Raw genomic sequence first — 20,462 nt, forward strand, 5'->3', positions numbered from 1 at the left:
CCATCAATAGCTGAAAATGGCAATATCCAAGAATATATGGCGGGAAAGCCGGTATTTCGCCGCCTTGAGAGTGCCTCATGTAGATATATACCCTAATAAGCAAGTTAGCAACCTATTTAGCAAAAAATCTGATATAGGAGCTGGATGAGATGTATCTCAAACCTTTGGAAGAAAAATTCACCCTGCACAGGAATGCTGAGCAGGCAGAGCCGATGAGAAAATATATGAAAGGCAACTTCCCGTTCCTGGGAATAAGGACGCCGGAGCGCAGGAAGCTTACGAAGGAGTTTTTTGCAGAAACTCAGATCTTAAAGGAGCCTTTTCAGCATGAGTTTGTGTCAGAGCTATGGAAGAAGGAAGAAAGGGAATATCAATATGCAGCCTGTGACTATATCCTCAGCTCCTTGAAGAAGCTTGTAAAAGACGACATGCTATTTATGGAGAGATTGATTACGGAAAAGTCCTGGTGGGATACTGTTGATACATTGGCTGCCCACCCTGTCGGCCGAATTGCCTCCGATCATCCTGAAACCATTGAGGATACAGTGAAGGATTGGGCCTATGGCAGCCATCTATGGCTGAGAAGGACAAGCATCATCTTTCAGCTCCGGTACAAGCAAAATACAAGTGAAGGCATCCTGTATGAATTCATCAGCCAGAATGCCGGCAGCAAGGAATTTTTTATCCAAAAGGCAATCGGCTGGGCCTTGAGGGAGTACAGCAAGACAAACCCTGAGTCAGTCAGAAGCTTTATCAGCAGTTCTCCGCTCGCACCCTTGAGCATCCGTGAGGGTAGCAAATATTTAAAATAAGAAGGAAAAACTGATAGAATGCTACATAGATTGAAAAAACAATTAGTAGGTGAAGAAATCATGGTGAAATGCATCGCGATTGATATGGACGGGACACTGCTGACCGCAACCCAGCAGATTACAGAAGAAAACAGAAAAGCGATCCAGAAGGCGCAGGCAGAAGGGGTGGAGGTTGTCATCGCCACAGGACGATCCTATTTTGAAGCGAACTTCGTCCTGGAAGAAGCCGGGATACACACCCCGATGATCTGCGTCAATGGGGCCGAAGTGAGGTCCATCGATAAAGAAGTAATAGCCAGCAATCCGCTTGACAAGTCGACGGCAAGGACAGCCGGCATGGCGCTCCTGCAAAATGGCGTTTATTTTGAAGTGTACACAAACAAAGGCACTTACACGATTGATGCCGATAAAGGCGTCTCTATCATCGTCGACATCTTTATGAGCGGAAACCCTGAAGCTGATGTGGATGAAGTCATGAAGGCGGCAGAGGAAAGGTTCACAAAAGGGCTTGTCCAAAAGGTGGACAGCTACGATATCCTTTTTGATGATACAGAGCATCAAATTTATAAGCTCCTTGCCTTCTCATTCGACGCTGAAAGGCTGGCAGCGGCAAAGGAAGCCCTTGTGCCGCTTGAGGACGAAGGGCTCGTCATCAGCTCTTCCGGTGAGGAAAACCTGGAGCTGACTAGCAAACAAGCGCAAAAGGGCGTTGCGCTTGAAGCCTTCCTTGAAAAAAGCGGGACAGGCATCCAGGATGCAATGGCAATAGGCGATAACTATAACGATCTTTCTATGTTCAAACGGGTGGGCAGGTCTGTCGCCATGGGCAATGCAGACGAAATCATCAAGGCACAGTGCGACTTTGTGACGCTGACTAATGAAGAAAGCGGAGTGGCAAAAGCAATCCTGGATGCCCTTAAGGCATAGGGAAATGACGGCACGAACCGGCCTGTTTTTTGGGCGTTTTGAAACCTTTAACTGAAAGGCGGAGATACTGTGAAAAAATCAGCCCTATTCATGCTGCTCGGTTTGCTGGCAACGGCGGGCTGCTCGGCAGAAGACAAATCGAATGAGACAGAGCCGAGGCCGCAGGAAAGCGAGGAGGCGGCTTCAGCCGTGCCGGAGGCGGAAGAGTTCGCGGCCGATCTGAAGACCCCGTGGTCGATCGACCAGGCAGGAAGCACTTTTTATATGACTGAAAGGACAGGGAGCATTGTAAAAGCAGAAGAAGGCAGCCGGCAGAGGCAGGAGGTCCGCCTGAAAAAGAAACTCTCACAGGCTTCGGAGGCCGGCCTGCTCGGCTTTGTCCTTTCCCCGGATTTTGAAAGCTCTGGAGAAGCCTTTGCGTATTATACGTATGAAGAAGGATCCGTACAGCAGAACCGGATCGTCGTCCTGAAGCAGACGGAGGATGCCTGGGAGGAAACAAGGCTGCTGCTGGATGGGATCCCGAGCGGGCAATACCATCATGGGGGCCGCCTGAAAATCGGCCCTGACGGCAAGCTTTATGCTACCGCAGGCGACGCGGCAGCCGATCCGGAAATCGCCCAGGATCTGGATTCCCTCGGCGGAAAAATCCTCCGGATGAATCTGGATGGAACGGTTCCCGACGATAATCCATTTGCCGGATCTTATGTATACAGCTATGGCCACCGCAATCCGCAGGGCCTTGCCTGGGCTGAAGACGGCACCCTTTATGCCTCTGAGCACGGACCATCCGCCAATGATGAGATCAACCGGATCGTGGCCGGGAAAAACTACGGCTGGCCGGTCATCCAGGGCAACGAAGAGAAGGAAGGCATGGAAACCCCGCTCTTCACCTCAGGGGAAGACAATACCTGGGCTCCATCCGGCATTGCCATCAAGGACGGCAAGCTATATGCGGCTGCGCTGAGGGGTACTGCAGTACTTGAATTCAACCTGGAGTCAGGAGAGCAAAAGGAACTCATCACCGGTGCCGGAAGGATCAGGGATGTGCTGCTCTCCGGTAATGTCCTGTATTTCGCCAGCAATAATACAGATGGCCGCGGCAACCCGGGGCCAAACGATGATAAGCTGTATAAAATCCAGCTTTCAGAATAGAAAAGAGGCAGGCTCAGAGAGCCATGCTTCTTTTTGACATAATGAGCGTTCGAGCCATATCTCTTAAATTAATACCTGACTCATATCCCTCAAAAAGGTATAATGTTCTCTGTACCAGCAAATCTTTTAAACGGGGTGCAAAATATGGCTGATTTTAAATCAACTGTCATTATAAGAAGACCAGTAGCAGAAGTTTTCCAGTACGCCACCAACCCGGACAACGCGCCTGAAATTATGCCGAATGTCGTTAAAATGGAAAAGGCAACGGACGGTCCGATCGGGCCATCGACGAAATTCATTGAAACAAGGATGATCAGGGGCAAGAAGGTCAAGGCTGAAATTGAATATACACAATTTGAACAGGACAGGTCCTATACAGCAAAAAGCAATTCCAATGGGCTGGTTGTCACGTATGATTATACATTCACGGAAATTGATGAAGGCACGCAGGTGGAGCTCGAAGCCAATATCCACACATCCGGCTTCATCATGTCCCTGACAAAGCCAATGCTCGTAAAGATTATAAAAAAAGAAGATGGCAGGCAGCTGTCCTATCTGAAGCAGATGCTGCAGGGGGATGAAGAGTAAAAAAAAAGAGCCCGGGGGCTCTTTTTTTATTGGAACTTATAAGTCCAGAACCGTTCATTCTGAATCCAGGCTGTAGCCTGCGGGTCCTTATTTTTCAGCTTTTCCTCCGTTTGGGCAGCCATCAGCTGTGTCTGGGAAAGATGCGCTTTAATGGCAGCAAGCTTCTGGTCGACAACGGCGCTGACATCATTGAGAATATCCGCTTCGCCAAGTTCATCGACGCAGTTATTGGAAAATGCGACACAATGCAGCTTCGGCCGGTCCTGCTCAGGCAGGCGCTCAAGTGCCCTTACAACAGCTGCCCCTGTTGCATCATGATCCGGGTGAACCGAATATCCCGGATAAAAGGAAATGACCAGTGACGGATTCACTTCTTCCACAATGGAAAAAAGGTGGTCGGTGAGCAATTTTTCATCCTCAAATTCAATGGTTTTGTCGCGATAGCCGAGCATCCGCAAATCCTGGATCCCCAGGACGCGGGCAGCCTCCTTCAATTCTTTGCGGCGAATCAGCGGCAGACTCTCCCTCGTTGCAAAAGGAGGGTTACCCAGATTGCGCCCCATCTGGCCAAGCGTCAGGCATGCATATGTAACAGGGGTCCCGCTGTTAACATGGGAAGCAATCGTGCCTGACACGCCAAACGCTTCATCATCCGGGTGCGGGAAAATGACGAGTACATGTCTTTCCTTATCCATTAGCTATTTCTCCTTTCACTTTTATTCAAACGGAGTCTCGCTGATCTGCAGCGCTACAGCAAGCTTTCCGCTGTTATCATGGCCAGCCATCAGCAGGCGGCCGATTTCATCCACTTCAAAGTGGGTGATGCCCTCCGCATACACCCAGCCGAATTCCATTTTCAAACCGACTCTGAACGGGCCGTCTCCGGTAATCTTTCCGAGCTCATATTTGAGGGATGCGTTTCGGATATAGGCTCCGGCAGAGAAAAAAGACTCATCAAAATGGGATGCGTATGCCCCATTTGTGGTTTCGAGGTGAACAAAAACGTTCTTTCCGGCAAGCCGGCTAATCTCTTTTTGCACATCTTCTTTTACGACAGGCTTCATAAATATATGCCTCCTTTCAGCACAATGCTGCTGTTCCTTGAATGAGATTATTTTACTAAAAAAGGAATGGAAAAGCGAAATCGGCGCTTCCACATTCCTTTTAAGCAGCGGCAGTGTTTCCTCCGCTATCAGATTTTCCGGCCCTCGGCTTTTTCGATTGAGCCATTGCTGCGATATGCACCATGCATCGTAGGACCCACATACTCGTTCAGGCGGAACCCATGGCGGATTGCTTCCGTAATGAAGGATTTCGCGGTCTCGACAGCTTCTGTCACGCTATGGCCCTTCGCAAGCCCTGCAGTTACTGCAGAAGAATAGGTGCAGCCTGCCCCATGCGTATAAACAGTATCAATCAGCTCGTTTTCAAACAAAAGGAAATCTTTTCCGTCATATAGGAGGTCAGCCGCTTTTTCATGCTTCAGCTTGCTGCCGCCTTTGATCAATACATACTTCGCACCCATGTCATGAATTTTCGCAGCCGCTTCCTTCATATCATCGATGGTGCGGATCGGCCCGGTCTGTGCCAGCTGCCATGCTTCAAACAGGTTCGGCGTTACCACTGTTGCCCGCGGAAGAAGAAGCTCCCTCATCGCGTCAGTGGTCTCCGGGTTCAATACTTCATCTTCGCCCTTGCAGACCATTACAGGGTCAATGACCGTGTTGTTCAATTTATTTTCATCCATCACCTTTGCCGCCAGCTCAATGATTTCCACCGTTCCGAGCATGCCGGTCTTCATGGCATCGATGCCGACAGACAGGATGGTTTCAAGCTGCGCCTTCAGCGTTTCGATTGGCAGCGGATGTACATGATGATGCCATTGGTCTTTCGGATCCATCGTTACAATCGTTGTCAGTGCAGTCATCCCGTACACACCGAGTTCCTGGAATGTTTTCAGGTCCGCCTGGATGCCCGCTCCTCCGCTCGTATCCGATCCAGCAATCGTAAGTACTTTCTTCATAGTCATGTCATGCGCCTCCCATTATTGTTCTAATTATGATTATAACAATATTATATCTCAGTACAATTGGAACGAATTGCAGGGACCCCTTTTCTTTTCGCCAAAATTTACCTATGATAAAAACAGAAATAGAAGATTGAGCGGTGATGAAGATGAAGAACATCCTATATATCGAAGATGATAAAGAAATCGGCAAATGGACGAAAGATTATCTCCTTGAAAAAGGCTACTCGGTCGACTGGCTGCAGTCAGGGGAGGGAGCAGCCCAGGCAGCTGCCAGAGCGGACCTGGTCATCCTTGATGTAATGCTGCCAGGTCTGGACGGTTTTACGGTCGGCCAGCGCCTGAAGAAGGATGCCCCGGGGATTCCTATCCTGATGCTTTCGGCCCGGACGGCTGTCGATGATAAGCTGCAGGGCCTGCAGTTTGCCGATGATTACCTGACAAAGCCATTTCATCCGGAAGAGCTGGCTGCAAGGGTCGATGTGCTGCTCCGGAGGTATGGAAAGCCGGAACAGAGCCGGCTCCTGCTTCGCCATCTCGAAGTCAGCCTTGGGGAGAATCGCATCACCGATACAAGGAGCGGCGAAGAGATCATCCTGACAGGCAAGCAGCATCAGATTTTCATGTACATGCTCCGCCATCCGAACCAGATTCTCACAAAAGAGCAGATTTTTGAGGCAGTCTGGGGGGAGCCCTATATGGACGGAGATAAAACCTTGATGGTCCACATCCGCTACCTGCGCGAAAAAATTGAAGAAAACCCAGGCTCGCCTGCCATCCTGGAAACCATCCGGGGCATCGGCTACAGGGTGAAGCAATGAAGCCAAAATCACTGCAGGGCAGATACCTGCTCATCATCCTGCTGGCGCTGGTGCTCATGCCAATCACCTTTCCGCTCGTTTCAGTTTTATTCCATATCCCATTTTCCATGCAGGAGCATGACCCGAATGTCTATGAAGACAGCAAAGGCATGGAATCAATGTGGAAGGAAGAAGGAAAGAAGCTGGGCGGCAGGACGGATGAAGAAATTAATGAGAGGCTTCGGGCGCTTAAGCAGAAGTACAATAAGGCAAGCATCTTTTGGGTCGACGGACAGGGGAGCACAAAGCTGAAGCTTCCAGAGCAAATAAAGATCCCTGCCCAGTGGGACCCGCTGTACACAATCGACTTCATGAAAACGAATAGGGGCCTTGAAGCTGATCCCTATACCGTCGTTTCATTCATCGGGTCCGGGAAATCCGAAGGGTTCATGGTCATCCAGGTGCCCCGGGGAGAAATGGACACAGAATGGGAGAAAGTAAGCAGAAGCTATGACTATTATTATCTGATTGCTACCTTTGGTGTGCTGGGATTGTTCCTGTTTGTATCCTGGATTTTCTTCTACAGAATACGCCAAAGGCTGCTCCGCCTCCAGGAGGCAATGGACAAGCCGGCTGAAGGCGGGATCCCCCTGCCGATCGCCATTGAAAAGAAAGATGAAATCGGCCAGCTGGAAGGGGCTTTTAACCGGATGATCGACCAGCTTGAAACAGGCAGGCAGCGGGAGCGGGAAGAAGAAGAGCTGAGGCGCCAGCTGATCGCCAATCTCTCCCATGACCTCAGAACCCCGCTGACAACAATCAGGGGCCATGCCTATTCTTTGAAAAAAGAAATCACTTCCGAAAAAGGCCGGGAATCTCTCGAACTCATTGACAATAAAGTCAGCTATCTCGGCCAGCTGATCGAAAACCTGCTTTCCTATACACTATTAACCTCAGGCAAGTATCCATACAATCCGGAAAAAACGGATATCGTCCGGCTCGTAAAAACCTCGGCAGCCGCCTGGTATCCTGTTTTTGAAAATGAAGGCTTCGAGCTTGATATTGAGCTGCCGGACAAGAGCATCTACTGGGATATAGACGGGCAATGGATGAACCGCATCCTCGATAATCTGTTTCAGAATATCCTCCGGCACGCCGCCCAGGGCAGATATGTCGGCGTCCTGCTTGATGCAGAAAAGGAAATTCTGGCCGTAAAAGATAAAGGGCCGGGAATGACAGGAGAGTCGGCTGGAAAAGGCGCCGGCATCGGTCTCTCCATTGCAGCTCTTATGCTGAAGGAGATGGATCTTGATCTTCAGATTAACAGCAGCAGCGGCGGGACGGAGATGGTGATTGGAGGGAAGGGGGATTTGGGAAAAGGGTATAAGGATGGATAGATATTGAGCGAGGGTTCGGATTGCATATATCCGGGCCTTTTTGTCGCTGTAATGAGTTATATCTTCGAATGGGGGCTGTTGATTTCCGTTCCAGGCACTTCGCTTTCCGCGGGGCGGCGCTGAGCCTCCTCACGCTCCGCGCTGCGGGGTCTCAGCTTTGCCGCTGCAATCCCGCAGGAGTCTACGTGCCTTGCACTCCAATCAACAGGGTTTATAAAATTTGGTTTGTCGTTGAGTAGCTCTAATATTTTTTCATATTTAATCTAACCGCGATGTTGATTAATGGTAATAAATGTATAATATGTAGAATAACTAAAAATTTATGTAGAATCTTTTAATTTTTATGTAGAATAATTGAAAATTTATGTAGAAAACTGCCGAATTTAGGTAGAATCAGCCGGAATTCATGCTGTGGGCACCAACGGGTTCTAAGACAGCTAGATTTTCTCAACAAAAACACCTCAAATCTGCCCCAGACCAGTTGAATATCAGGCAGGCATGCTAACTTACATCCTTTTTTAAACCAAATTTAAACTTCCCCCCACCCCCAGCTTAACCTTCGCGGGATAAGATGGTTCCGAGGTGAAGAAAATGAGCGAATTAATCCTGGAAACGAATGGTTTAACGAAAAAGTTCGGAAAACGGAGTGCGGTCGAAAATGTGGATCTGCGGCTGGCGAAAGGAGAAATATACGGATTCCTCGGCCCTAACGGTGCGGGCAAGACAACGACGATCCGGATGCTGCTCGGGCTGGCCAGGCCGACGGGCGGTTCCATCCATATCTTTGGCAGGGATTTGAAAAAAGAGAAGCTGCAGATCCTTCGCAAGGTTGGCTCTCTTGTTGAATATCCATCCTATTACGGACATCTGACCGCCATCGAAAATCTTGAGGCTCTCCGCAGGATTCTCGAGGTGCCAAAATCAAGGATTGATGAAGTACTGGCCATTGTCCGCTTGTCAAAGGAAGCGAAACGGCCGGTAAAAGGCTTTTCCCTTGGAATGAAGCAGCGGCTTGGAATTGCCGCCGCCCTGCTCGCGAACCCTGAGCTGCTGATCCTGGACGAGCCGACGAACGGACTGGACCCATCCGGCATTCTTGAAATCCGCGAGCTGATCAAAAGCATGCCGGCACAGCATGGAATGACCATCCTCGTCTCCAGCCATCTATTATCAGAGATCGATCAAATGGCAACACAGGTGGGCATCATCTCCAAAGGGTCGATGATTTTCCAGGATTCGATCCATGTTCTCAGGCAGAAGGCAAACAGCCAGATTGCGATTACAGTCAATGAAACAGAGAAAGCCTGGAGAGCGCTGCTGTCAAACGGCATCCAGGCAGAAAAAGAGCGGGAACATCTGCTGCTTGACGGGACAGACGCCCAGGTGGCCGCGGCTGTGGAAACACTGGTCCGCCATGATGTTTCTGTATACCGTGTCCAGGAGAAGCGAAAAACGCTTGAGGACATTTTCCTGGAGCTGACAGGAGAAGGGGGAAGCCTGTGATGATGAACATGCTTTCCGCCGACTTTCTGAAAATCAAAAGAAAAATGATCCTGTTTCTCGTTTTTCTCGGCCCCTTTGGCGTTGTCGCTCTTGAAGCGGTCAATTTCGGGCTCCGCTATGAGTATTTGACAGGAGTTTATGCAAAAGATTTATGGAAAGGCTTGATCGGTGAAGCCAGCTTCCTCAGCATCCCTGCGATCATGCTCGGGCTTGCGCTGGTCACCAGCATGATTGCCAATATTGAGCATCAGACAAATGCCTGGAAGCAGCTCCTGGCCCTTCCTGTTTCTAAAGGAAAGGTGTTTACCTCCAAGTTTCTATTGGCAGCCATCTTATTGTTTATTTCCTGTGTACTGCTATTCGTTGGGCTGATCATTCTGGGACTGATCCTCGGATTTGGCACAGACATTCCCTTCCTTCATCTGGCGGAATCAGTGTTCTTTCCTTATTTGGCTGGGATGCCTTTCATTGCACTGCAGTTATGGATTTCCATCACCATGAAAAATCAGGCCATTCCGCTGACGGCCGGCATTCTGGCGACGGTGCTGACCCTGTTTTCCGTGAAGTTCCCGGACTGGGTCCCGCTGAAATGGCTGTTTCTTGAGAGCTGGGGCGGTCCTTTTTATTCGGCACTGGCCGGCGTCCTGCTCGGCATCGGCATCTACTTGACCGGGCTGATTGATTTTTCCAGAAAGGAAGTGAAATAGCATGATCAATCTATTAAGCTCTGAATGGCTGAAGCTTAGAAAATCTTCTGTCTGGCTGCTTATCTTTATAAGTCCTCTTCTGGCAGCGTTGGCCGGCTTTGGTGAAGCGGATCATCCCGGGATGGAGGGGGAGCTGCAATGGCTCTACACCCTCAGCAGCATGGCGTTCGTCCATGCGCTGCTGTTCCTGCCGCTCTTGACCGGTGTATTTTCTGCATTTGTCTGCCGCTATGAGCATCTGGGCGGAGGCTGGAAGCAGCTGCTGTCACTGCCGGTTTCCCGGAGAAATGTATATATCGTGAAATTCAGTCTTGTTATGGGGCTGATTGCTGTCTCCCAGCTGCTCTTTTTAGGCGGCCTGCTGCTGGTGGCACAGCTGAAAGGATTCGATGCACCGATTCCGTGGAAAATCATCCTGGAAAGCATAGCCGGCGGATGGGTTGCCTGCCTTCCGGTCGCGGCCCTGCAAATGTTTGTTTCAGCCGCATGGTCCAGCTTTGCCGCTCCACTGGCCATCAATGTGGTCTTTACACTCCCAAACATTCTGGTAGCCAACTCAGAAACCTACGGCCCGTTCTATCCCTGGGCACAGCCATTTCTGACCATGATTCCGCGGATGGGAGAAGAATTCGGGGCACTGAATGCCTCCATGGAAACCCTCCTGATTGTCATCCTCGGCGGCTTCGTACTGTTTTTCCTATCAGGAATGACGTACTTTCAGCGCAAGGAGATTTAGTATCCAGTTTGTGTGGAAAAATGGGGGCGGATATTTGTAGATTAAAACTATTTAGTCTTAACAATTTGCTGCTGTTTTCCGTTCCAGGCACTTCGCTTTCCGAGGGGCGACGCTGAGCCTCCTCCCGCTCCGCGGTGCGGGGTCTCAGCATTGCCGCTATCTCCCGCAGGAGTCTACGTGCCTTGCACTCCAAACAGCAGGTTCTAAAACTTTTTAAGCACCCTTATAATTCCGCAGTTTTTTTTCCTCTGTCACCACTAATCTCTTTTTACACCCCTCCATGGATGTTTTTCCCACTACCTATTAATCCACCATCAAGAAAGCTACAATAGATACATATACCAAAAAGGAGGCTGCTGCATGAAAGCAACAGGAATCATCCTTGCGGGCGGGCGTTCAAGCCGGATGGGCCAGAATAAGGCGCTTATGACCTTAGAGGGGACAACGGTCATTGAACGGGTGCGTGACGAGTTGAAAAAGGCAGTCCAGGATATCATCATTGTCACCAACTCCCCGGAAGACTACGATTTTCTCGGCTGCCCGATGGCTGGTGACATCTATCAGGACGGAGGGCCGCTTGCCGGGCTCCATGCAGGACTGAAAAATTCGCAAACAGACTATAATCTTGCCGCAGCCTGTGATATGCCCTTTCTTTCAGCCGGGCTCGGCAGCATCCTTTTAAACGAGCTGGGCGAATGCCAGGCCGCTGTTCCGAAAATCTCCGGGCAGCTTCATCCCTTGTTCGGTGCCTATCACAAGGGGTTATACCGGAGGGCAGAGGAAATGCTTGAAGCAGGCGACCGCAAAATGAGGAATCTGCTCACAGAGGACAGCCGGATTTTATCAGAGAAAGAGCTTTTGGAAAAAGGCTGGGGTGGTGAGGAGGCCTGTTTTTTCAATATGAACCATCCTTCTGAATACGAGCAGGCTAAGCGTATGCTCGGCAGGGAATCTTAAAATTGGGAATGGGAAGCCAATCCTGCTATTCTATATAGATAAAAACTTCGAGAATCCTAAGAGGTGAGAAAATGGATTTTGAACTATCAAAAGAACCGATTGATGTTCAGGCTGTCACTGATAAAGTCATCCAGCGGAATGCTGGGGCGGTCACCGTGTTTATTGGGACGGTCAGGGAGCTGACGGGCGGCAAGAAAACCCTGTATCTCGTCTATGAAGCATATGAATCAATGGCAGTGAAGAAGCTTGAGCAGATCGGCCATGAAATAGAAGAAAAATGGGAAGGCGCGAAGGCAGCCATCACCCACCGGACAGGCAGGCTGGATATTACCGATATAGCCGTCGTCATTGCTGTATCTACCCCGCACAGGGCGGATGCCTATGAAGCGAACCGCTATGCCATCGAAAGAATCAAGGAGATAGTCCCTATCTGGAAAAAGGAACATTGGGAGGACGGGGAAGAATGGATCGGCAACCAGCTTGAATCCGTTTCTTATCCGGCTGGCCGTCCGCAAAAGGAGGATCTGGATGAATAACATCAAACTGTTTGCCCACTTGCGTGAAAGTGCAGGCAAGGAAGAAATCGAGCTTGACGCCGCGGGCAAGACGATTAATGAACTGAAAGCCATTTTAACTGAAGCCTATCACCTTAATCTGGAAACCGTAATGACAGCAGTGAACGAAGAGTTCGCCCTGGATCACGAGCTGATCAAAGAGGGAGACGTCATCGCTTTCATCCCGCCGGTCAGCGGCGGCTGAGGAGGGGAATAGGTTGGACGAAAGATATTCGCGCCAGACGCTTTTTCCCGGAATCGGCACGGCGGGACAGGAGAAGATCGCCCGGAAGCATGTCCTGATCATCGGGGCCGGGGCGCTGGGCTCCGGCTGTGCAGAGCTCCTGATCCGTGCGGGGGTCGGGAGTATGACGATCATTGACAGAGATTATGTGGAAGAAAGCAATCTTCAGAGGCAGCAGCTTTATGCAGAGAAGGATGCCAGGGAAAAACTGCCGAAAGCAAAGGCGGCAGAAAGGCGGCTGAAGGAAATAAATTCTTCCGTCAGCTTAAGCTGCATTGTTGGGGATGCAGATCCTTCACTTCTGGCTGAGCTTGCGCCTGGAACTGATCTGATGATTGATGCCACTGACAATTTTGAAACAAGGATGGTCATCAATGATCTGTCCCAGAAACTTGGAATACCATGGATTTACGGAGCCTGTGTCGGCAGCTTTGGAATGAGCTTTACCGTGATCCCGGGCAAGACCCCATGCCTGAATTGCCTTCTGAAAGCTGTTCCGCTGCAGGGGCTTACCTGTGATACAGGCGGCATCATCGGACCGGCCGTCCAGATGACCGTAGCCCATCAAGGGGCAGAAGCGCTGAAAATCCTGGCAGAAGACTGGGACGCTGTCAGGACTTCGTTTGTCAGCTTCGATCTTTGGCACAGCCAGTATACAAATATGGGGACCGCTAAAGCCAAGGATCCGGGCTGCCCTTCATGCGGCGCTGAAAGGACCTATCCTTACCTGGAGCAGGATAACCAGACCAGGACAGCCGTACTCTGCGGCCGGGATACGGTCCAGATCCGCCCGCCTGGTAAGCGGGACCTTGACCTTGAAGGGCTGGCAGGCCAGCTTGGCCGGCTCGGCTATGAAGTAAAGGGCAATCCCTATCTTCTGTCTGCCGAGCTGGGTGCCGAAAGGGCCGTCTTTTTCAGTGACGGCCGGGCCCTCATCCATGGCACGAAGGATGAGTCCCATGCAAAAGCCATCTACCAGCGTCTGCTGGGTTAAATACAGGAACCCCTCTGCCTGGCTGCAGAGGGGTTCTGTTTTTTTCAGTAAGAAAGCCGTCCCGGGGGGTGACCCGGAACGGCTGGAGAACCTTCTTACTTATTCGTTTGAACCTACAATGACAAGCTTGCCTTCATCAAGCACCTTTTCGTATTGCTCAGCTTCCACCTTTGAAAGGCCGAGAGCTTCGAACTTGTTGCGGAGCTCGTCGCCGCGCTTATTGAACATATTGCCGACAGAATCAAATAAGCCCTGTTCCTTCAAGCCGACGCTCCCAGTGTTGGTAGCATCAGTTAAATCTTCGGAACGGTTTTCGTCATGCGCAAAAATAAAGATATTGTCCTTTTCATAGCCTTCTGCTGTTAAAGTCTTAATAGTATCCGTTGCTTGTACGCCGTTTTCACAAACCTCAATTTTATACATGAATAATTCCTCCTCTAATTTTTTTGGACAATGTGCCTGTCCGCTTATTCTTTTATTTATCCTTTTTTTCCATACTTAAACTTCAATCTTTGTGTACAATGTTTCAGCAAAATTTTACAAAAAAGGCAGTTCTCATTTTATAATGGAAACGAACGGGTATAGAAAAGGAGCGGAGATATTGAAAAAAGAACAGGAAGTATTAGAACAGATGGAGGCGCTTATGAAGGAACTGAAAACTTCCCGCAAGCAGGCTGCAAGTGCCGCCGCTCTTGAAGGCAGCGGGGGTGCGTTCACGTTTTCACGGTTTTTGCGCTACGGGTTCAGGAAGTGGAGCTGGAAAATCGGGCTGCTTTTATTGTCGCTTATTATGATCGGAATTTTGCTTACAGCAGGAATCTTTTATTTTTATACAGGGTCATCAGCTCAAGAAGAGAAAGGGAGTTTTATAGAACAGGTGCGCGGCCTGTCAACGCTGGCATCATCACAGGCGCTCGTGAAGGCCGTGATTGAAAAAGAAGACAATGAACTGTTTGGAAGGCAGATAGAAACGGATCTGCCGGGGACAAAGCGCAAGCTTCTGCTTATTGTCCCGGGAACGGTAACGGCAGGGGTCGATCTTGAGCAGGTTGGAGAAAAGGATATCAAGGTGTCGGAAGAGGATAAGAGGATTGAAGTTTCCCTTCCGAAGGCAAGCATCCTCCAGGAGCCGTCGCTCGATCTTGAGCATGTCCAGACCTTTTCGGCTTCCGGGATTTTTCGGGGTGATGTGAACTGGGATGAGGCATACAGCCTTGCAGCAGAGGCAAAGGAACTGGTAGAAGCGGAAGCGATTGACCAGGGGATTCTTGAACTTGCTGAGAAGAACGCAGAAAAAACGATCAGCGAATTTTTTGGCAGGCTGGGCTATGAGGCCTCTGTCAGCTATAAGGGGGATTCTGATGCAGCTATTAAATAACCGCTGGGGCGAGCTTCTGGAAGAGGAGTTCGAAAAAGCGTATTTTCATGAACTGGAAAGATTCCTGGAAGAAGAATATGCGAGCGAGACGGTCTATCCGGCCAGGGAAGATATCTTCAACAGCCTGAAGTATACCGATTATGAGGATGTAAAAGTGGTCATCCTGGGGCAGGATCCGTACCATGGACCGGGACAGGCCCATGGTTTGAGCTTCTCGGTCAAGCCGCAGACCAGGATTCCCCCCTCCTTAAGGAATATTTTCAAGGAGCTTCATGAAGACCTTGGCTGCAAAATCCCTGATAACGGGTATCTGGTCAGCTGGGCGGAGCAGGGTGTCCTGCTGCTGAATACCGTTTTGACCGTGCGGGAGGGGGAAGCCCATTCCCATAAAAATAAGGGGTGGGAGACTTTTACCAATAGCGTTATTGCCCTGCTGAATGAAAGGGAAAAGCCGGTCGTATTCCTGCTTTGGGGAAAGCCCGCCCAGGAAAAGGCCAGGCTGATTGATAATCCGCACCATATTATCCTAAAATCAGTCCACCCCAGCCCACTATCAGCAAGAAGAGGATTCTTTGGCAGCCATCACTTTTCAAAAACCAATCAGATTTTGAAGGATAATGGGGAAGAGGAGATAGACTGGCAGATACCAGATCTCTAATTCCGGCATGTTTCACGTGGAACGGAAATTGCATATGAAGAATGCCGTCGAAAGCTGACGGCATTTTTTAATAGACAAGTATAAAATAAGGCGGGCAAGACGCTTCCGCCTTTCTCTATTCAAAGAACTGTCAGAGTTTTAGGATGTATAATGGGTACAAGTCATGTAAAATAGAAACCGATAGCCAAATGAGTTAGAAATAAGGCTCAGCAAAGGATGACAGGATTGGACAGCAATCAGCCAAATTGCTTTAAATGCAAGCATTTCTACGTGACATGGGACCAGCAGTTTCCGAAAGGATGCAGGGCGTTTCAATTTAAGGGAAGGCAGCTTCCGTCCAAAGCGGTTGAAAGGGCTTCAGGCCATCCTTGCCTTAAATTTGAGGGAAAGTCCAAGTAATTTCGGCTGCCTGAATAGCATGGGTGCCTGCTGCCGAAAATGGAGCTGTAGAGATTTAGGAAAAAGAGGTGAACAGTATGCAGATACCTGTTGGAAATCTGCTTGCCAAGATTGAAAAGGAGCTGCAGGGGGCCAAATCAAGCTCTTCTGAGGAAATGATCCGGGAGCGGGTATATTCTATAAAGGCTTTATGCGAGCTGCTTCTGGAAGGTGAGAAGACAAGTTCAGAGCCGGTGCGGCCGGCTGCATCTTATATTCCTCAGCCTGTACAGGAAAGTGTGCCGCTGACTTCAATCCAGCAGCCCAGGAAGATGAATATGGAAAATGAAGCAAATGGAGATTCAATTTTCGACTTTTAAGAAGTCGATGAAGAGGTGAAATCATGAAAATTTTTATCATAATCGGTGCAATCAATGCGTTCCTTGCTGTTGCTCTTGGGGCTTTTGGCGCCCACGGCCTGGAAGGAAAAGTTGAACCTAAGTATCTTGAAACCTGGAAAACAGGTGTAACCTATCAAATGTTCCATGCCACCGGACTTCTGATCATCGGTGTTCTGCTGGGACGACTGCCGGCAACGGCCTTACTGTCATGGTCCGGCTGGCTGATGCTGATTGGAATCATCCTCTTCTCCGGAAGCCTGTACGTCCTGACGCTGACAAAGATCAGTGTCCTCGGCGCCATCACGCCGCTCGGCGGAGTCGCCTTCCTTGCTGCATGGGTTCTCCTGATCATTGCTGCAGTTAAATATCTGTAAAAAAATGAGCCTGGCTGCATAAGCCAGGCTTTTCATTATCTTGGCGGAAAGGCTGCCAGCCCTGGAGCCGCTCCATATGGATAGTCATACTCAATCTCTTCATCAAATGTAATATAATCCAGATAAATCATCGGGATCAAATAGCGTGTGCCTGACTGCGGATCGCTCAAGATCAGGTGATCCCTTCCTGCCGCTTCAATGATTCCCTTGAAAATCTTCGCATTCCATTCCCTGTTGTTCTCAAAGGTGGCGTAAACGGTTGCCAGCTTCCCTTTGTTCAGACGGAGGATGTTTTCAATGTAGGATTGCTCAATAGGCAGCATCCCGGGAACCTGTGAAACGGGTGAACCTGAAGGCGGAGATGTGGTGAGCATGGAACCGGACGGCATCTGCGGATAGGCCTGCTGGGCGCCGTATCCCTGTGCCTGTGTGCCGGCCCCATAGTAAGGCTGCTGCTGTTGCGGCTGCTGCTGCTGATAAGGCGGATAGGTGCGGTAATCAACATATTGCTGCTGCGGTACAGATTGCTGTTTCAAAATAAATCCCTCCTAAATGTCATTAATAAACAGTGGGACAGTCTGCCCGGGCCGGCTGGAAGAAGCAATGTGCTTTGTATCTTCCGGCATTCGGCTGATTATACCATTGGGCAGGGCAGTCCCCGGTGGGGCGGAAAAACCAGAGCGAATTGCTGGCAGGATGATGGCGCTGCCCCTTGATGACTTTCCTGGCCAGGTCGAGCTCATTCTGACGGGGCCGCTGATAAAAGTAGCCCTTGATGGTGGCTTCAAATCCGCCTGGCCGCTGATAAACCATTTTCCGGATGGAAGGAATCTCTTTGAAATCCAGGCAATCGGCCCTGACCCGGTTCACCCCGACATTGCCGACCATCAGCATGCCCAGATTTCCTTCCCCTTCAGCCTCCGCACGCATCAGCCTTGCGAGAAGCTTCACATCCTCTTCGGTATAAGGAATAACGGCCATAACTTCACCTCTCTCAGCAGCTATTCAAAGGCTGTAAGTGAAAGTATCCGTATAAAACCAAACTCACTATTTCATAAATATGTGGGAAATGCTGTATTATGCCTGATGGGGGAAAGAAAAGCGGAGGGCGCTTGTTCAGAATAAAGGAACGCAGGCTAAAGACGCCACGTCCTGTGGCAACGCCTGCATGACCCGCATCCTGCGGGCCCAGCATAAGGCGCGGCAGAATAAAAGGCGTTCTTTGCCTTTAATTCTGGTGTGTCTTATGACTCGAGGGGCTAGCGCCCGGAGCTGGACAAAAAGAAAAGCGGATGGCGCTTGTTCTATAAGCAGGAATCTATCTGCGTAACTGATAGGTGGAAAAAAATTCTTAGCCCAATTGCATGCCATATGTTGAATTATTTTCAATAAAAAAAGCCCCGGCAAAAGCCGAGGCCTGATTCATATATTAAACATTCAGGAAGCTGCCTACCTGGTCTTCCAGGAGCAGGTTTCCGACAAAGAAGGAGCCGAATTCGCCGTAGCGGGCGCTCACTTCATCAAAGCGCATTTCGTAGACAAGCTTCTTGAATTGAAGCACATCGTCTGCGAAGAGGGTTACTCCCCACTCGTAATCGTCAAAGCCGACAGAGCCGGTGATGACCTGCTTTACTTTGCCTGCATACTGGCGGCCGATCATGCCGTGGCTGCGCATCATATTGCGGCGGTCTTCCATAGGGAGCATATACCAGTTATCTTCACCCTGGCGGCGCTTGTCCATCGGGTAGAAGCAAACATATTTTGCTTTAGGAAGCTCCGGGTAAAGGCGTGCCAGGACATGAGGATTCTGATAAGGATCCTCTCCGGCCGGCAGATAGTTGCTGAGCTCCACAACGGAAACATAAGAATGTGCCGGAATGGTATATTCCGCAAGCTTTGATTTATTGAACTCATTCTCGATCTCATTCAGCTCTTCCATTGTAGGGCGCAGGATCATCATCATGAAATCTGCTTTTTGTCCAACAATCGTATATAAAGCATGGCTGCCATTCTTTTCGCTCTGCACGGAATTCCATTTATCCACAAGGCCCATAAACTCCTGGATTGCTGCATCGCGCTCTTCTTTCGGAGTCATTTTCCATGTCGTCCAGTCCATTGTGCGGAAATCATGGAGGCAATACCAGCCATCAAGCGTTTGTGCTGCTTCAGTCATTCTGATCACTCCTATATATGTACTCGAATTCTCATCAATACTATATCATAGTTTCACCATAACACGTCTGCCTGAAACTTGAAAATTATATGTCGCTTACCAGCTTTCAAAAATTATTCTCAATCAGGTTTCCAGCCGGGAAAACAAGGGGATTCTAAAGAATAGCAGATTAGGCAACCAGAACGGGCGCGAAATCGGATATTTTCCGGCAAAAAGGACCATATTAACATCGTCCGGAGAGAATCGATTCCCAGATATAAATATAAGAATGTTAAGAAAACAAAAACTTTTCAGGTGTAACCGCTGCCACTTCTCCTTGTTCTTGAATTTTCACAGTGGAGGAGTATCCTAAGGGAGTGAGAATAGCGGACGCAGGCCCACTTCTATGGATAAAGGCAGTCTCAGCGCCGCTTAAGCCGAGTGATTTGTTACATATAAAAGGAGGATTTTCATATGAGTGATCTTTTTGAAGGATTAAGGAATAAGGTTTCCGGCAATAATCTGCGAATCGTATTTCCTGAAGGAACAGATGAAAGGATTCTGACTGCAGCAGGCCGTCTGGCAGCTGACAAAATTCTTACCCCTATTCTGATCGGGGATATTGCACAAATCGAGGATAAAGCAAAATCATTGGATGTATCCCTTGATTCTGTCGAAATCTATGACCCGAAAAACTTTGCCATGATGGACGAACTTGTTGCTGCATTTGTTGAGCGCCGCAAAGGAAAAGCGACAGAAGAAGATGCCCGCCGCATTCTTCTTGATGAAAACTATTTCGGCACCATGCTTGTTTATGCCAATAAAGCAGACGGCCTTGTCAGCGGAGCAGCTCACTCTACTGCAGATACAGTCCGACCGGCTCTTCAGATCATTAAGACAAAAGAAGGCGTCAAAAAGACTTCCGGTGTCTTCATCATGGTCCGCGAAGATGAAAAGTATGTATTTGCCGATTGTGCAATCAATATCGCACCAGACAGCGCAGATCTTGCGGAAATCGCCATCGAAAGCGCCAAGACAGCAAGAATGTTCGACATCGACCCGCGCGTTGCCATGCTGAGCTTCTCTACCAAAGGCTCTGCAAAATCCCCTGAAACGGAAAAAGTATCCCAGGCAGTTGAAGAAGCCAAGCTTCGTGAGCCATTGCTCATCGTGGACGGCGAATTCCAGTTCGACGCAGCCTTCGTTCCATCTGTTGCTGAAAAGAAAGCTCCGGATTCACCGCTGCAGGGAGATGCTAATGTATTTGTATTCCCAAGCCTGGAAGCCGGAAATATCGGCTACAAAATCGCCCAGCGCCTTGGTAACTTTGAAGCGGTCGGACCGATCCTTCAAGGCCTGAACCGTCCGGTAAATGACCTGTCCCGCGGATGTGACCAGGAAGACGTGTATAAGCTTGCTTTGATCACAGCAGCTCAGGCATTGAATCAGTAATAGAAGAGAGCCGGCACTCTGGTGTGCCGGTTCTTTTTTGCGGTGCAGCGTGTTGTGGCGCGGCGCGGTGGGGCTGTCAGCTGCCAGTGGGTAGAAAAAACGCTCAATTCGGTAGATTACAGTGTGAAGTCGGTAGAATATAGCGTCAAGTTGGTAGATTCCCGGGGGGACCCGGTAGAATATGCCCCGAATTGGACAGAAAGCTGCTCCCGCGCTGTTTGCACCCCCAAAGATAGGCTTTTTTCAGGCAGAGAGATCAGTTTTAAAGC

At 49.5% G+C, this 20,462-nt stretch carries 25 protein-coding genes; 18 read left to right on the forward strand and 7 right to left on the reverse strand.

Annotation, left to right across the window (positions count from 1 at the left end):
- Positions 1–149: 149 nt before the first annotated feature.
- From CYJ37_RS07435 to CYJ37_RS07450, 4 genes are all read left to right on the forward strand, one after another.
- A complete protein-coding gene (locus CYJ37_RS07435; RefSeq protein WP_101548844.1) occupies positions 150–812 on the forward strand; it encodes a DNA alkylation repair protein in 663 nt (220 codons plus the stop codon).
- 60 nt (positions 813–872) lie between these two features.
- On the forward strand, positions 873–1,739 hold the full coding sequence (locus CYJ37_RS07440) for a Cof-type HAD-IIB family hydrolase (protein WP_022544525.1): 867 nt from the start codon (positions 873–875) through the stop codon (positions 1,737–1,739).
- A gap of 69 nt (positions 1,740–1,808) precedes the next feature.
- A complete protein-coding gene (locus CYJ37_RS07445) occupies positions 1,809–2,894 on the forward strand; it encodes a PQQ-dependent sugar dehydrogenase (protein WP_253618793.1) in 1,086 nt (361 codons plus the stop codon).
- 144 nt (positions 2,895–3,038) lie between these two features.
- Positions 3,039–3,482 carry an SRPBCC family protein gene (locus CYJ37_RS07450; RefSeq protein ID WP_022544524.1) on the forward strand — a complete coding sequence of 148 codons (444 nt, stop codon included), beginning with the start codon at positions 3,039–3,041 and terminating at the stop codon, positions 3,480–3,482.
- 26 nt (positions 3,483–3,508) lie between these two features.
- On the opposite strand, the gene bshB2 is transcribed toward CYJ37_RS07450, so the two are convergent.
- The 3 genes from bshB2 to pdxK all read right to left on the reverse strand — a co-directional run bounded on the left by bshB2 (position 3,509) and on the right by pdxK (position 5,511).
- The gene (bshB2, locus tag CYJ37_RS07455; protein ID WP_009794356.1) at positions 3,509–4,177 is read right to left on the reverse strand and encodes a bacillithiol biosynthesis deacetylase BshB2; all 669 of its coding nucleotides are present in this window, start codon (positions 4,175–4,177) and stop codon (positions 3,509–3,511) included.
- Between the two features lie 21 nt (positions 4,178–4,198).
- Positions 4,199–4,546: a YojF family protein gene (locus CYJ37_RS07460; RefSeq protein ID WP_022544523.1), complete on the reverse strand. Its 348-nt coding sequence runs from the start codon at positions 4,544–4,546 to the stop codon at positions 4,199–4,201.
- A gap of 128 nt (positions 4,547–4,674) precedes the next feature.
- Positions 4,675–5,511: a pyridoxine/pyridoxal/pyridoxamine kinase gene (pdxK, locus tag CYJ37_RS07465; RefSeq protein WP_101548846.1), complete on the reverse strand. Its 837-nt coding sequence runs from the start codon at positions 5,509–5,511 to the stop codon at positions 4,675–4,677.
- A gap of 140 nt (positions 5,512–5,651) precedes the next feature.
- Here pdxK and CYJ37_RS07470 point away from each other — a divergent pair, with 140 nt between their 5' ends.
- From CYJ37_RS07470 to CYJ37_RS07510, 9 genes are all read left to right on the forward strand, one after another.
- Positions 5,652–6,329, forward strand: a complete 678-nt coding sequence (locus CYJ37_RS07470) for a response regulator transcription factor (protein WP_009794353.1) — start codon at positions 5,652–5,654, stop codon at positions 6,327–6,329.
- Complete coding sequence (locus tag CYJ37_RS07475; RefSeq protein ID WP_101548848.1) at positions 6,326–7,705, forward strand: sensor histidine kinase; 1,380 nt, start codon at positions 6,326–6,328, stop codon at positions 7,703–7,705. Before CYJ37_RS07470 ends, CYJ37_RS07475 begins: the two co-directional genes overlap by 4 nt.
- Positions 7,706–8,296: 591 nt before the next feature.
- Positions 8,297–9,208 (forward strand): ABC transporter ATP-binding protein, encoded by a 912-nt coding sequence (locus CYJ37_RS07480; protein ID WP_101548850.1) that lies wholly within the window; start codon positions 8,297–8,299, stop codon positions 9,206–9,208.
- Complete coding sequence (locus CYJ37_RS07485; protein WP_101548851.1) at positions 9,208–9,915, forward strand: ABC transporter permease; 708 nt, start codon at positions 9,208–9,210, stop codon at positions 9,913–9,915. Before CYJ37_RS07480 ends, CYJ37_RS07485 begins: the two co-directional genes overlap by 1 nt.
- 1 nt (position 9,916) lies before the next feature.
- Positions 9,917–10,651, forward strand: coding sequence for an ABC transporter permease (locus CYJ37_RS07490; protein WP_009794349.1), 735 nt, complete (start codon positions 9,917–9,919; stop codon positions 10,649–10,651).
- 360 nt (positions 10,652–11,011) lie between these two features.
- Positions 11,012–11,608 (forward strand): molybdenum cofactor guanylyltransferase, encoded by a 597-nt coding sequence (gene mobA / locus CYJ37_RS07495; RefSeq protein ID WP_094769428.1) that lies wholly within the window; start codon positions 11,012–11,014, stop codon positions 11,606–11,608.
- Between the two features lie 71 nt (positions 11,609–11,679).
- A complete protein-coding gene (locus tag CYJ37_RS07500; RefSeq protein ID WP_101548853.1) occupies positions 11,680–12,144 on the forward strand; it encodes a molybdenum cofactor biosynthesis protein MoaE in 465 nt (154 codons plus the stop codon).
- Positions 12,137–12,367: a molybdopterin converting factor subunit 1 gene (moaD, locus tag CYJ37_RS07505; protein ID WP_101548855.1), complete on the forward strand. Its 231-nt coding sequence runs from the start codon at positions 12,137–12,139 to the stop codon at positions 12,365–12,367. The genes CYJ37_RS07500 and moaD overlap by 8 nt, the downstream gene beginning before the upstream one ends.
- Before the next feature lie 13 nt (positions 12,368–12,380).
- Entirely contained in the window at positions 12,381–13,400 is a 1,020-nt protein-coding gene (locus CYJ37_RS07510) for a ThiF family adenylyltransferase (protein WP_101548856.1), read from the forward strand.
- 99 nt (positions 13,401–13,499) lie between these two features.
- Here CYJ37_RS07510 and CYJ37_RS07515 read toward each other — a convergent pair whose 3' ends face one another.
- A complete protein-coding gene (locus tag CYJ37_RS07515) occupies positions 13,500–13,823 on the reverse strand; it encodes a general stress protein (protein ID WP_009794344.1) in 324 nt (107 codons plus the stop codon).
- Positions 13,824–14,001: 178 nt separating this feature from the next.
- Between CYJ37_RS07515 and CYJ37_RS07520 the strand changes: the two genes are divergently transcribed.
- The 4 genes from CYJ37_RS07520 to CYJ37_RS07540 all read left to right on the forward strand — a co-directional run bounded on the left by CYJ37_RS07520 (position 14,002) and on the right by CYJ37_RS07540 (position 16,589).
- Positions 14,002–14,778, forward strand: coding sequence for a DUF4230 domain-containing protein (locus tag CYJ37_RS07520; RefSeq protein ID WP_224948802.1), 777 nt, complete (start codon positions 14,002–14,004; stop codon positions 14,776–14,778).
- Positions 14,762–15,436 (forward strand): uracil-DNA glycosylase, encoded by a 675-nt coding sequence (locus CYJ37_RS07525; RefSeq protein ID WP_374703149.1) that lies wholly within the window; start codon positions 14,762–14,764, stop codon positions 15,434–15,436. Before CYJ37_RS07520 ends, CYJ37_RS07525 begins: the two co-directional genes overlap by 17 nt.
- Before the next feature lie 476 nt (positions 15,437–15,912).
- A complete protein-coding gene (locus CYJ37_RS07535) occupies positions 15,913–16,194 on the forward strand; it encodes a YwdI family protein (RefSeq protein ID WP_101548861.1) in 282 nt (93 codons plus the stop codon).
- Between the two features lie 23 nt (positions 16,195–16,217).
- A complete protein-coding gene (locus CYJ37_RS07540) occupies positions 16,218–16,589 on the forward strand; it encodes a DUF423 domain-containing protein (RefSeq protein ID WP_009794339.1) in 372 nt (123 codons plus the stop codon).
- Positions 16,590–16,624: 35 nt separating this feature from the next.
- Here the strand turns inward: CYJ37_RS07540 and gerQ are convergent, their stop codons facing one another.
- The 3 genes from gerQ to hemQ form a co-directional block, all read right to left on the reverse strand.
- Entirely contained in the window at positions 16,625–17,125 is a 501-nt protein-coding gene (gene gerQ, locus CYJ37_RS07545; RefSeq protein WP_009794338.1) for a spore coat protein GerQ, read from the reverse strand.
- Between the two features lie 22 nt (positions 17,126–17,147).
- Positions 17,148–17,570 carry a cell wall hydrolase gene (locus CYJ37_RS07550; RefSeq protein WP_009794337.1) on the reverse strand — a complete coding sequence of 141 codons (423 nt, stop codon included), beginning with the start codon at positions 17,568–17,570 and terminating at the stop codon, positions 17,148–17,150.
- Between the two features lie 448 nt (positions 17,571–18,018).
- Entirely contained in the window at positions 18,019–18,762 is a 744-nt protein-coding gene (gene hemQ, locus CYJ37_RS07560; protein WP_022544519.1) for a hydrogen peroxide-dependent heme synthase, read from the reverse strand.
- A 453-nt stretch (positions 18,763–19,215) separates the two neighbouring features.
- Between hemQ and pta the strand changes: the two genes are divergently transcribed.
- Complete coding sequence (pta, locus tag CYJ37_RS07565) at positions 19,216–20,193, forward strand: phosphate acetyltransferase (protein WP_009791662.1); 978 nt, start codon at positions 19,216–19,218, stop codon at positions 20,191–20,193.
- Positions 20,194–20,462 lie beyond the last annotated feature (269 nt).

It is taken from the genome of Bacillus sp. UMB0728 (genome assembly GCF_002858875.1).
GTDB classification, from domain to species: Bacteria; Bacillota; Bacilli; order Bacillales; family Cytobacillaceae; genus Bacillus_AB; species Bacillus_AB infantis.

What these genes read in the sequence shown, in the direction of transcription:
- CYJ37_RS07435 (WP_101548844.1), top strand. Translation starts at nt 150, where the DNA reads ATGTATCTCAAACCTTTGGAAGAAAAATTCACCCTGCACAGGAATGCT.
- CYJ37_RS07440 (WP_022544525.1), top strand. Translation starts at nt 873, where the DNA reads ATGGTGAAATGCATCGCGATTGATATGGACGGGACACTGCTGACCGCA.
- CYJ37_RS07450 (WP_022544524.1), top strand. Translation starts at nt 3,039, where the DNA reads ATGGCTGATTTTAAATCAACTGTCATTATAAGAAGACCAGTAGCAGAA.
- bshB2 (WP_009794356.1), bottom strand. Translation starts at nt 4,177, where the DNA reads ATGGATAAGGAAAGACATGTACTCGTCATTTTCCCGCACCCGGATGAT.
- CYJ37_RS07460 (WP_022544523.1), bottom strand. Translation starts at nt 4,546, where the DNA reads ATGAAGCCTGTCGTAAAAGAAGATGTGCAAAAAGAGATTAGCCGGCTT.
- pdxK (WP_101548846.1), bottom strand. Translation starts at nt 5,511, where the DNA reads ATGACTATGAAGAAAGTACTTACGATTGCTGGATCGGATACGAGCGGA.
- CYJ37_RS07470 (WP_009794353.1), top strand. Translation starts at nt 5,652, where the DNA reads ATGAAGATGAAGAACATCCTATATATCGAAGATGATAAAGAAATCGGC.
- CYJ37_RS07475 (WP_101548848.1), top strand. Translation starts at nt 6,326, where the DNA reads ATGAAGCCAAAATCACTGCAGGGCAGATACCTGCTCATCATCCTGCTG.
- CYJ37_RS07480 (WP_101548850.1), top strand. Translation starts at nt 8,297, where the DNA reads ATGAGCGAATTAATCCTGGAAACGAATGGTTTAACGAAAAAGTTCGGA.
- CYJ37_RS07485 (WP_101548851.1), top strand. Translation starts at nt 9,208, where the DNA reads ATGATGAACATGCTTTCCGCCGACTTTCTGAAAATCAAAAGAAAAATG.
- CYJ37_RS07490 (WP_009794349.1), top strand. Translation starts at nt 9,917, where the DNA reads ATGATCAATCTATTAAGCTCTGAATGGCTGAAGCTTAGAAAATCTTCT.
- mobA (WP_094769428.1), top strand. Translation starts at nt 11,012, where the DNA reads ATGAAAGCAACAGGAATCATCCTTGCGGGCGGGCGTTCAAGCCGGATG.
- CYJ37_RS07500 (WP_101548853.1), top strand. Translation starts at nt 11,680, where the DNA reads ATGGATTTTGAACTATCAAAAGAACCGATTGATGTTCAGGCTGTCACT.
- moaD (WP_101548855.1), top strand. Translation starts at nt 12,137, where the DNA reads ATGAATAACATCAAACTGTTTGCCCACTTGCGTGAAAGTGCAGGCAAG.
- CYJ37_RS07515 (WP_009794344.1), bottom strand. Translation starts at nt 13,823, where the DNA reads ATGTATAAAATTGAGGTTTGTGAAAACGGCGTACAAGCAACGGATACT.
- CYJ37_RS07525 (WP_374703149.1), top strand. Translation starts at nt 14,762, where the DNA reads ATGCAGCTATTAAATAACCGCTGGGGCGAGCTTCTGGAAGAGGAGTTC.
- CYJ37_RS07535 (WP_101548861.1), top strand. Translation starts at nt 15,913, where the DNA reads ATGCAGATACCTGTTGGAAATCTGCTTGCCAAGATTGAAAAGGAGCTG.
- CYJ37_RS07540 (WP_009794339.1), top strand. Translation starts at nt 16,218, where the DNA reads ATGAAAATTTTTATCATAATCGGTGCAATCAATGCGTTCCTTGCTGTT.
- CYJ37_RS07550 (WP_009794337.1), bottom strand. Translation starts at nt 17,570, where the DNA reads ATGGCCGTTATTCCTTATACCGAAGAGGATGTGAAGCTTCTCGCAAGG.
- hemQ (WP_022544519.1), bottom strand. Translation starts at nt 18,762, where the DNA reads ATGACTGAAGCAGCACAAACGCTTGATGGCTGGTATTGCCTCCATGAT.
- pta (WP_009791662.1), top strand. Translation starts at nt 19,216, where the DNA reads ATGAGTGATCTTTTTGAAGGATTAAGGAATAAGGTTTCCGGCAATAAT.